This window comes from Niastella vici (genome assembly GCF_002077945.1).
GTDB classification, from domain to species: domain Bacteria; phylum Bacteroidota; class Bacteroidia; order Chitinophagales; family Chitinophagaceae; genus Niastella; species Niastella vici.
The window spans coordinates 82107-93312 of record NZ_LVYD01000065.1 but is presented as its reverse complement, the minus strand read 5'-3'; the positions used below and the strand labels follow the sequence as shown (position 1 = coordinate 93312).

Annotated in this window: 11 protein-coding genes and 2 pseudogenes; 8 read left to right on the top strand and 5 right to left on the bottom strand. The window is 38.8% G+C overall.

Translation table 11 applies throughout. From position 1 onward, the window contains the following. The 5 genes from A3860_RS29710 to A3860_RS29695 form a co-directional block, all read left to right on the top strand. A partial coding sequence (locus A3860_RS29710; RefSeq protein WP_158085403.1) for a multicopper oxidase domain-containing protein occupies positions 1-957 on the top strand: 957 nt, incomplete at its 5' end. 63 nt (positions 958-1020) lie between these two features. Next, on the top strand, positions 1021-1413 hold the full coding sequence (locus tag A3860_RS29705; protein WP_081153554.1) for a nuclear transport factor 2 family protein: 393 nt from the start codon (positions 1021-1023) through the stop codon (positions 1411-1413). Between the two features lie 83 nt (positions 1414-1496). Further along, the gene (locus A3860_RS29700) at positions 1497-2162 is read left to right on the top strand and encodes a class I SAM-dependent methyltransferase (protein ID WP_081153553.1); all 666 of its coding nucleotides are present in this window, start codon (positions 1497-1499) and stop codon (positions 2160-2162) included. 99 nt (positions 2163-2261) lie between these two features. Then, complete coding sequence (locus A3860_RS40710; RefSeq protein ID WP_143774323.1) at positions 2262-2684, top strand: HYC_CC_PP family protein; 423 nt, start codon at positions 2262-2264, stop codon at positions 2682-2684. Positions 2685-2806: 122 nt separating this feature from the next. Next, positions 2807-3391, top strand: a complete 585-nt coding sequence (locus tag A3860_RS29695; RefSeq protein ID WP_081153552.1) for a hypothetical protein — start codon at positions 2807-2809, stop codon at positions 3389-3391. A 62-nt stretch (positions 3392-3453) separates the two neighbouring features. Here A3860_RS29695 and A3860_RS42370 read toward each other — a convergent pair. Further along, positions 3454-3528: pseudogene (locus A3860_RS42370) on the bottom strand (hypothetical protein); the annotation flags it as partial. Positions 3529-3724: 196 nt separating this feature from the next. Between A3860_RS42370 and A3860_RS42365 the strand changes: the two are divergent. The 3 genes and pseudogenes from A3860_RS42365 to A3860_RS29675 all read left to right on the top strand — a co-directional run bounded on the left by A3860_RS42365 (position 3725) and on the right by A3860_RS29675 (position 5697). Continuing rightward, a pseudogene (locus tag A3860_RS42365) lies at positions 3725-4260 on the top strand (DUF6088 family protein). 594 nt (positions 4261-4854) lie between these two features. After that, positions 4855-5259, top strand: coding sequence for a response regulator (locus tag A3860_RS29680; RefSeq protein ID WP_158085402.1), 405 nt, complete (start codon positions 4855-4857; stop codon positions 5257-5259). A 144-nt stretch (positions 5260-5403) separates the two neighbouring features. After that, the gene (locus tag A3860_RS29675) at positions 5404-5697 is read left to right on the top strand and encodes a hypothetical protein (RefSeq protein WP_081153546.1); all 294 of its coding nucleotides are present in this window, start codon (positions 5404-5406) and stop codon (positions 5695-5697) included. 564 nt (positions 5698-6261) lie between these two features. On the opposite strand, the gene A3860_RS29670 is transcribed toward A3860_RS29675, so the two are convergent. The 4 genes from A3860_RS29670 to A3860_RS29655 all read right to left on the bottom strand — a co-directional run bounded on the left by A3860_RS29670 (position 6262) and on the right by A3860_RS29655 (position 11206). Further along, a complete protein-coding gene (locus tag A3860_RS29670; protein ID WP_081153545.1) occupies positions 6262-6852 on the bottom strand; it encodes a cadmium resistance transporter in 591 nt (196 codons plus the stop codon). Positions 6853-6892: 40 nt separating this feature from the next. After that, positions 6893-9310: a heavy metal translocating P-type ATPase gene (locus tag A3860_RS29665; RefSeq protein ID WP_245843657.1), complete on the bottom strand. Its 2418-nt coding sequence runs from the start codon at positions 9308-9310 to the stop codon at positions 6893-6895. 5 nt (positions 9311-9315) lie between these two features. Beyond that, complete coding sequence (locus A3860_RS29660; RefSeq protein WP_245843656.1) at positions 9316-9858, bottom strand: MntP/YtaF family protein; 543 nt, start codon at positions 9856-9858, stop codon at positions 9316-9318. A 94-nt stretch (positions 9859-9952) separates the two neighbouring features. Next, the gene (locus A3860_RS29655; protein WP_081153543.1) at positions 9953-11206 is read right to left on the bottom strand and encodes an efflux RND transporter periplasmic adaptor subunit; all 1254 of its coding nucleotides are present in this window, start codon (positions 11204-11206) and stop codon (positions 9953-9955) included.

Sequence of the window (11206 nt, the reverse complement as noted above, 5' to 3'; positions counted from 1 at the left end):
ACCGGAAATATGAACCGCTACGTTTGGAGTCTGGATAACAAAGTGGTTTCTGAAAGCGATAGGATTCTTATTAAAAAAGGGGAGAACGTGCGGCTCATCCTCTTCAACAACAGCATGATGCGGCACCCTATGCACCTGCATGGCCATGATTTCAGGGTGCTGAACGGCCAGGGCGAGTATGCTCCTATGAAAAATATCATAGACATGATGCCGATGGAACAGGATACCATAGAATTTGCAGCCACGGAACCCGGTGGAGACTGGTTTTTTCATTGCCACATTTTATACCATATGATGAGCGGCATGGGCAGAATTTTCAGGTATGACAATAATTTGCCCAACCCTGAAATACCTAGCCCTAAATTGGCGCAACGGAAATTATTTGCTGATGACAGGATGATACATCCCATGGCAAAGGTTGGTTTAGAAAGCAATGGTAGCGACGGGGAACTGATGTTTGCCAATACCCGTTACCGATTGCAGACAGAATGGCGCATAGGCATAAATCAGCATGATGGTTACGAAAGTGAAAGTCATTTCGGAAGATACTTAGGGCGAATGCAATGGTTATTTCCATATATTGGCTGGGACTTCCGTAAACGAACCTTAGACAACCCATTTGAAAAAAATTTGTTCGGACAACTGCTCGCTCCACGCACAAATTTGTTCGGACAAACCAATACAAAAAACTTTAGACAGGTTTTCCATGCAGGTGTTGAATACACATTACCCATGTTAATCATCGCCGATGGTTCTATTGACAGTGAGGGGAAGCTGCGCTTCCAGTTAAAACGGGAAGATATACCGGTTTCAAAACGCTTACGGTTCAACTTTCTGGTTAACACTGATAAGGAATACCAGGTTGGCTTCAGGTATATCATAACCAAATACTTTAACCTTTCCACCCATTTGGACAGCGATATGGGATTGGGGGCAGGTATTACACTAACTTATTAGCGGCATTCTCATGTATGCAATGGAAACATTCCTCTAAACATTTTTCAACTAAAAACATAGAATATGAAAAAGGCAGTGTTTGTATTAGTAATTAGCTTCCTGGCTTTGGGTGTATTTGCCCAAAATAAAGATACAGACGCAATAAAAGCGGTGCTAAAACAATACAATAATGCTATTGAAAAATTAGAGGTGAAAGGGGCGGAAAAATTGTTCACGGCAGATTCCAGGATATATGAATCTGGCGCAAGCGAGGGAAGTTATTCCCATTATCTGGAGCATCACCTGACCCCTGAATTGAAAGAATTCAAATCATTCAGGTTTAGTGACTATACAGGTGAAGTACAGGTTGCCGGCAATTATGCTTTTGCTTCTGAAACGTATAATTATACAATTGTTCTTGTGAAAGATAATTCAGAAATAAAACGGAAAGGTGTTGCTACATCTGTATTAAAGTAAGTAAATGGCAAATGGAAAATCATGATCAGCCATAATTCATCAAGAAAAGGATAATTGATAAAGCAATAAAATTAAATGTTTTTATGCCCAAATCATCCACTTACATACCTGCCTTAAAATATAACCGGCTGACCAGGTTATATGATCCTGTGTTGGAGAAACTACTTCGGGAAAGAGCATGGAAACCATATTTCATTAACAGTTTTACTAATAAAAAACCGCAACGGGTATTAGACATTGGTTGTGGAACAGCGACTTTATCGCTGATGCTAAAAAATGAATTCCCTTCCGCAATTGTTACAGGCCTGGATGGTGATCCTGTTATTCTTGCAATTGCTGCCAGGAAGATAAAAGAACAACATACAGACGTAAAGCTCGTTCAGGGATACTCTTATCAGCTTCCTTTCCCGGAAAATTTTTTTGATGTAGTAGTCAGCAGTCTTATGATTCATCACCTGAGTAATGAGGATAAGCACCGGACTTTCAAAGAAGTGTACAGGGTATTGAAACCTGATGGAGAGTTCAATATAGCTGATTGGGGAAAACCCGGTAATATGGGAACAAGGCTTTTATTTTATCTGGTTCAATTGCTGGATGGTTTTGCAACTACCCGTGATAATGTAAAGGGATTATTGCCGGTCTATCTAATTGAGGACGGGTTTGTAAAAGTGCAGGAATTAAAGAAATTAAATACATTGTTTGGAAGCATTTCAATTTATAAATCATTTAAGCCTGGCACCCTTCTTTAATGGCAATTAATACTTCAACAAGTAAATCTTTTCTAAAATTTGAGAACTAATGACCATCCTAATTACAGTAACTTTGTGATGTGACAGTTTACATAAATCATGAAACGGTTCCTCGTCGCCATATTAGCCCTGGTTTATCTTGTCTCCTCTATTGGAGCTAATACATACCGCCACTATTGTATGGATAGGTTGGTTGCCTGGGGGTTAGGGCACGGGAAAGATAAATCTAATGCCTGCCCTTATTGCGGCATGGTAAAAGCCGGCAAAGGCGAGCATTGCATTAATCAGGTAAATGGTTGCTGTCATGATGAGCACCAACAGTTTAAAATCGGCCAGGATCAGAAAACGGTTGATGCAGGGTTTAAACTTCCAAAACCAATCTTGCCTGTCACAGCTTATTCACCCTTTACATTATCTGCTTTTTTTATTCATTCGCCTGTTTTAGCATACCCAACAACACATGGCCCCCCATCAACTGGAAAAGTTAGCCTGTTTGTTCGTAATTGTGTTTTTCGCATTTGATTCGAGCTTTCACTAATTGCCCGTAATAATTTCCTGCAGGGCTCTATAGGCAGTTGCTGCTGCCTGACGGGTACTCATCCCGTCCACTTTATTGCTTCAAAGAGTATTTTAAAATTTAGTTTATGAAAAAAATATTTGTGGCAATTGTATTTGTTGCCTTTTCGGGCACCTATGCCAATGCTCAGCGCGTTCAAAGTGGTATATATCTTACCGAGAGAGATTTTGAAAATAATATGTTGTCTTACGCTGGTAACACACGAGCAGAAATCAATAAAATTCATTTTAATGAATTTTTTGAGAAGCCTTTCATTACTGTTAAGCATAATGGCGAAAAAAAACAGTTGTTTAAAGATGATATTTTCGCCTATCAGAACAAGGGTACGATAGTGCGCACCTGGAACTTTGTGCCTTATACATTTATAGAAAGAGGTGTGATATGGATATATTCTAAAGATCAGAATGTTTCCCAGGGAAAAGGAATAAGGAGGGAGAAGAAATATTTCTATTCTGTTTCCGGTAAAGATGAAATAATTCCCTTAACCATTAATAATTTAAAACGCTCATTTCCGGAAAAGCATTTATTTCACGATTTCCTGGATGCCGAGTTCAATAGTGATGCCGACCTGGCATGGTATGATAGCTTTGAAAAGAAGTTCAAAGTGAACCATCTTTTGGAAACCACCATTTGGGTGATTATGAAAAAGTAATAAAGCGACAGATCAAATGAAAACGGGTCATAAGACCAGCCCGTTTTCATTTGTAGTAAATATTACCGCACATCATACAACGCAATCATGCCCGCATGTATATGATCATTAACATGAGAATGAAACTGCCAGGTGCCAGGATAATAATATTGGCAGGCCCTGTTTTTGTGTTATTTCCGAGACGAGCTTGAAATATTTCTTTTATGTCAGGGGCTTGGGTACTGGGACAAAGAAACTAAAACAAATAGTTACTGGCAATATTTTCAATATTTATCATAAGTAATTGATTCATAATGTATGTTTGTTACATTTTTATAACATATTTGTAACAGTATGGCGGCTTCAATACAATTACAGATTCTCAGGGCAATTGCCCGCAAAAGGAAAAGCGATCTTATTTTCCCAGGCGACTTTAAAAAAATTGGTACCCAGAATGTTATAAAAACCACTTTGCATAGATTATATAAAGAAAATAAAATCGAACGCATTGCCCAAGGCATCTATATTATACCCGGATATGATCCTGTTTTAGACAAGATCCTACCATCACTCGACGAGATTGCTCATGCTATTGTGCATCGTGATAAAACCCGTATAATGCCATCCGGCGCCCATGCTTACATAAACTGGGACTTTCAACACAGGTTCCTACCAAACTGGTTTACTTGACAGATGGGGCGCCCAGGCAAATCAAAATTGGAAAAAGAACAATAAAATTCAAGGCTACTGTTCACGATGTGGTTGCCATATTGGTAAAAGCTTGTATCTACGGAAATAACAGAAATTTAATTTTTCGATCCTTATCGGAAGGGTATAAATATAGTATAGAAGAGTCTGATGGGCTTTATATACTGGTTGTTGAGCAATAGAAAAGGTTGTGTGTTATATAAGCAGTGATATACTATGTACTATTTTATGCATTCCAATGGCTGCACTAAATAGCTGGCCCGAGGAAGGGAATGGCTTCTGATTCCCTTATTTGGAGTCTGTTTAATTCAGCATGACATAGATCAAAAAAATAATAACCCCATCTGCATTAATATTTATTAACTTTAGTTATATAATTCTTTCTGATTGCCCTTTTAACTATTTACCCGCATTTACAATAACACATGCTTGATTATTGAAAAGCCAACTATCATACAGACATATCTACCTTAAGAAATTAACCTTACAACTTTTAAGACGTACCCCTATATAGATATCAAGCTGACCTGGTTAGACCCCAGTAGTGATTTTTATCACTTTTTTAACCGCAGAAACCCTATCCTTAGCACTAACAAATCCTTCAACCGCCCCTTAATGCCGATACCCTTAAAATTGGTAGCATTCATTCCAAATGATGTAACATCGGCCATTTCTGGAATACCTTGTGCACTGTGCGGTGTGTTATGAATGTGGCCGAGCATAATTCGAAGCCTGGATATTTTGCATTGAATTCATGTACCTGGAAGTATACTCCTATGTCAAAAAAGCCGCACATCCTAATTGCAGACGACGACCAGGAAGATCGCCAATTGTTGAGCGCCGCGTTCGACGAAATAGCCTTTGGTGACTGGATTCACTTTTTATATGGCGGTGGGCAGGTATTCCAATATCTCGATGCCCTTGCCGAAGCGCTTGAATTTCCCAGGTTGATCGTGCTGGATTTGAATATGCCCAAAATTGACGGCATGGAAACGCTGAAGCGTTTAAAAAACCATCCCCGATACAGGCATATTCCAGTCATCATATTCACTACTTCTCCACTCGCCCTTGAAAAAGAGCGGTGCCTTGCCTTGGGCGCGTCTGATTTCATAAAAAAGCCCGACAGTTTTACCGAATTAAAATTAGTAGCTCAGTTCCTGCGCACGTGCGTCTGCATGTAAAAGTACAAGTGTTTGCATTTTTGTTGATGTTAAAACGAAATATCTTGATTTTAAGCAATTGTCAGGCTGTTCTAACAATGGGGAAAATCCGACATTTGCACACACAAAATAAAATTGAACGCCCGTACCGAAAACAGTTATATTATGATATTACAAACAGTAAACGGATATTGCGAAGCGGTGCTTATGGGAGTGTGTGATGCTGCACTCTTTCACAAAACGACCGAATGGCTTTGTGAAAAAATTGGCATCACTTTTAAAAGCAAAATAGAGCAAGCCGGAAGCCTTGTCTGGCAATTTCAGTTTGAAGGCGCAATGATGGTGTTGCGATATGATCCGGAAGCGGGCATATTCATCTGCCCGGCGGCGTTTTCTCAGGCAACGGGCGATGATCAGGCTGCTTTTAAAAAATTGGCAGAAACTCTATATGCTAGTTAAAGCTGAAATATAGAACTTCCTATCCGATCATCAGAAATACGTCGAAAGCCCAAACTTAAAGCCAGACAGCTTTGCGGGTGGATTTCCTAAAATATCCTGCTGCCAGTTGTACCGATAATTGAAACGAATAACTGTTTGCGCAGTGGGGCGCCAGCTAATGGCCGTCGATACTACAGAAAATACATCATCTGAAATGTTACCGCCTGTTGATTTGAAAGTGCCGTTATTCCATTCAACCTATTTCTAAATAACACGCAACATTTTTCAAATCCAAACATACTTCGTTTTAAAATAGGCTGTACCATCTAAAGCTGCTTTTTTATTTCCGGCCAAATTGTTCGATATATGTATCAGGAACATCAATGTTTCACCCATGTCACTCTCCATTAATATATTTTTTTGAATTATCTCGATAAAATTGGTATTGCTTTAGGTGATGGTGAAGAATTGAACAAAACGTATACTTTACAACTAAAAGGGAAAAGGAAGTTGTAGTTAGTTTTAAAGTAGCAAATAGCCGAATGATTCAAATTAATCCAAGTTTGATATCAGCAGTGTGCCCTTTTACCACAAAAGACCTAAACTCTGACTTTCGTAAAGGATATAAACACCTAATAGAATAAGTACAATAGGAGTAATAATATGACCATATTTATCAATTGTATTTGCAATTGCCCAATGCTTGCTTAAATACCGTGCTGCTAAACACCATACTGCTATCATTACTAAGAATATGGCAACCATAATTATCTTCTGATGTATCAAGAGTGTAGCGAAAAGAGGAATATAAATTCCAATATTGTCACTACCGTTAGCAAAGGTCACGGCTGCAACAGAAAGGGTTTTGTTTGATCTCGTTGTGCTCACTTTTGCTTCTTGTTCATTTTCTTTCTTGTATTGGATTAGCCGAATGATACCCCGGATGCCAAAATAAACAGGTAAAAGTCCAAGTAATCCTATGTATTTCTGGTCGATAAACAAGCTTATCAGTGAACCAATAAAGCTAATTGCAATTAAAGCAATGATACCTATATACTGACCTAAAACCACTTGCTTTGGTTTGTATTCCTTATTGGCAAAAAATAACATCAGTATAAAGATGTCATCAATGTTTGTGCTTGCAAATGCAATGATGCTTGTTATAATTAATTCCATTCTGGTAATTGTATCAAATGTAATTTAGCATACTGTTTTATCAGAACTTCATCTTTTGTATTCTAACGGCATTTAAAATTGCTAACAATGCTACTCCAACATCTGCAAATACTGCTTCCCACATGGTAGCCAGCCCGCCTGCACCAAGTATAAGTACAATTAATTTTACGCCAAACGCGAGCCCTATATTTTGCCATACAATTTTACTGGTTGCTTTGCCAATTTTGATCGCTGTGGCAATTTTGGAAGGTTGGTCTGTTTGAATGATAACGTCCGCCGTTTCAATAGCCGCATCACTTCCCAAACCACCCATTGCAATACCCACATCACTTAATGCTAATACCGGGGCATCATTTATACCATCACCCACAAAGGCCACGACCGTTTTGGGTTCTTTTTTAATTTGTTCTACCTTCTCAACTTTATTTTCGGGCAGCAAGTCTCCGAAGGCTTTATCAATGCCCAACTGCCTGGCTACATTATCCACCACCGCCTGTTTATCACCACTCAGCATGGTTGATTGAATTTTCATTTCATGTAAGCCGTCAATCGCCAGCTTACTATCCTCTTTTATTTCATCGGCAATAGTTAAATACCCGGCTAACTTTCTATCAATAGCTACTACAACAATAGTGTCAGTAATTTTATTTAATCCATCACCCACGGGCACATTCATTTTGTTCATCAACTTTACATTCCCTGCCAACACTTCTTTACCGCTAATTTTCCCTTTCAAACCGTGTCCGCTGATTTCTTCCAAATCATCAACTACAATACCATTTATCTTATCACCGGCATATTCTACGATTGCTTTTCCAACAGGATGAGTAGATTTACTTTCCAATGCAGCCGCCATTGGCAGCCATTCTTCTTTTGGCAAATCATAACTTTCTATTTCCTGTACTTTAAAAACACCTTTTGTGAGTGTACCGGTCTTATCCATTACTATCCGGTTTACCTTCGTTATTAGATCCAGGTAATTTGAGCCTTTAAATAAAATTCCATTGCGGGATGCCGCACCAATACCACCAAAATATCCCAACGGAATAGATATAACCAATGCACAAGGGCAAGAAATAACCAGAAATATTAATGCTCTGTACAACCATTGATTAAATACATAATCCTGCACAAAAAAATAGGGAACTAAGGTAATGGCAACAGCAAGTAATACAACAATCGGAGTATACACACGCGAGAACCTTCGTATAAATTGTTCTGTCTTAGCTTTACGGGTTGTAGCTTCCTGTACCATTGTAAGAATGCGGGCCAGTGAACTATCATTAAAAAGTTTAGTAACTTTTAGTTCTATTACCTTTTCTTGATTTATCATACCGGCAAGCACCGTTTCTCCTTTTGAAATGGCAGATGGCTTACTTTCGCCGGTTAACGCCGCCGTATTAAAGGAGCTGCCTTCGCTAAGCATTTCCCCATCGAGTGGTACTTTTTCACCTGCTTTTACCTGAATAGTGTCACCTACTTTTACTTCATCCGGCGAAACTTCTTTATAATTCCCGTTTTCCCACACTGTTGCTGTTTCAGGCCGTATGTCAAGTAATGCTTTGATACTTCTTTTGGCACGATTAACTGCGGCATCCTGGAACAATTCACCTACCGTATAAAATAGCATTACAGCAACGCCTTCAGGATATTCACCTACGTAAAATGCACCTAATGTAGCAATGGTCATTAAAACAAATTCGGTGAATACATCTCCTTTAATCAGCAACTTTAAACCTTTCACCGCTACCGGCCAGCCAACAGGGAGGTAGGCAACGCTATACCATATCAACCGGATATAACCTGTAAAAAAACCGGGTTTTAAATAATTATCTGCAACAATTCCGGCAATAAGCATTAGAAAACTGATAATTACAGGCAGATACGCTTTCCAACCGGAAGCCTCGCCATGTTCATGCTCATGGTCGTGTTCCTCGGCTCCTTCATGTGTATGTTTGGCTTCTTTTTCTTTATGATCATGCTTATGTTCCCCGGTATGAGCAACATGCCAGGCAGACTTAATTTGTAATCCCTGGTTACTTATAGCGTTTACAACTTGTTCTTTATTGGTTTTTGACTGATCAAACTCTACACGTATATTCCCCGTTGCTGATACAGATACATCGGCAATGCCAGGCAATTTTCTCAACTGATTTTCTATAACGCCTGCCTCCATCATTTCCCTTATCTTTAAAACTTCGAGTAGCAAGTGTCCATATTGTTCGGTCACTTCAGCTCCGGCTTCTTTTGCTAATCGCTGAATCTGATCTAAAGAAATTACATCGTGGTCGTAATGAAAGCATAATTGCGCTTTATTATTTTCATTACTTGGGATCAAATGTACCTTTTCAATCCCTTTTTGTTTCTCCATTATTGAAATAACCCGCTCTACACATGCGTCCCGTTCATCGGGTATTTCGGGCAATAGAAGATTTAAATTGATTTGTAACTTTTCCATAATCATTAATAGATAAAAAATGATAAAATGCCTGTTACTATTAAAACTCCACCTGATATTAATCCTGCACTATGTTCCCATTTGTGCCAATTCAATTTTAGCAAGCCTTTATAGGCAAACCTTATCCAAAAAAGCATGCCGGCAATGGTTATAAGGGAGTACATCAGTGATATAATCGTTAATAACCACCATCCTTTTGCACCAGCCATTAAAAAGTATGCCTCAATCTCCAGGCAAGGGGAAAGAAACATGGCAATAACCAGGGCGCCAATGATTTTGCTTTTTGGTTTGCCCGTTATTTTCTGATTTTCCAAATGAAAATGATGATGCACATAATGTTGTCTTATAAAATATAGCCCAATTAATATTAAAATGGAAGGCGCAATAACATGTGTAAAATGTTCGATGTGGGTATTTAACTCAATGCCAATTAATCCAAGTAAAACGCCGATTATTACTGTACTAAGCACATGCGCAAGACCGGAAATTAAAGTAACCTGCTCAGTTTCCTTTAAATCCCAGTTTTCTTTCCGTCCGATTGCAAGCATGGGAAGCCAATGGTTAGGCAGGATGCCATGCAATAGGCTAATGACCAAACTTCCAATTATTATTTGTTGCACTATTACTTTGGATTAACCATGTTTAATGCTCTTCTTCTTCACCACCTTTCGATTTAGACAACACATAAAATGCTCCTTTTGTTACAATCTTTGGATCCTGCGGCAATTCTTCCAAAGGGGTAATTTGTGTATATCCCAACTCTGTTACACCTGTTGTCACTTCTACTTTTTTAAATTGATAATGATTTTCTGCCTCACTTTTTTTATCACCGGAACTATCTTTTTCATTTGTTTTTTCTTCCATGCCAACCAGTATATAGATATAATCCTTCCCCTCAGACCGCACCAATGCATCAACGGGAACAGCTTTTGTAACCTGGTTACCTATATCAATCAATGCCGTAACGTACATGCCCTGAATAAGTTTATACCGGTCAGCATTCCTGATAATAGAGTGAACAATAATGCCCTTGCTTTCATCCTCGAACGACTTGTTAATGCCATAAATTTCTCCTTGTATTTCCTGGTTATTCTGATTGGTGAGAATAAAATTTACTTTTTGTCCTACTTTAACCTTAAACAAGTCTTTTTCAAATACGATCAGATCACAATGAATTTGTGAGTTATCAATAATCTCCATTAGCGGTTTACCAGGTTCAGCAAAGGTCCCGGTGTTTACTGCTATATGCCCGATGGTTCCACTAATAGGTGCTGTTACCGAAACCTGTGTTACCAAATTTCCATTTGCTACCGATAAAGGATTAATACCCAATTGCTGTAACTGTTTTTCCAGTCCTGATAATTTTGCTTTTTCTGTATTGTAATTCGCCTGCACCTGTTGTAATACTTTGCCAGTTCCAGCTTCCGCTTCATTTAATTCCTTCTGACGTTTTAACTCTTCCTGTGTAAATGCAAAAGCACTTTTAGTAGTCAGGTATTCCTGCTGAATTTTTATAAATTCCTGGTTCTCCAACCACGCTACTGTTTGCCCTTTACGGATCGCCTGCCCTTCCAATATGGTGATTTTTCGAACAATGCCACCCATCAATACATTCACGTCTGCTTTGTTTTGTGGCGGTACAGCCAACTGGCCACTGGCTTTAACTACAGCATTTAGATTCTTTTGTTCCAAGGGGCCAACGGTTATACCAACTGCTTTTAATTGTTCTTCAGAAAGCTCCACTATACCTTCAGGCTCTTTTTCTTCCCGCTCTTTGGCAACAACTTCAGCTTTCACTTCTTTTTTGCCTGAACTGCTACCACATGACAAAAACAAAAAACTGTTTAATAAAAAAACACCTGTAACTATTGCTGTTTTATATTGAAACCATTTCAT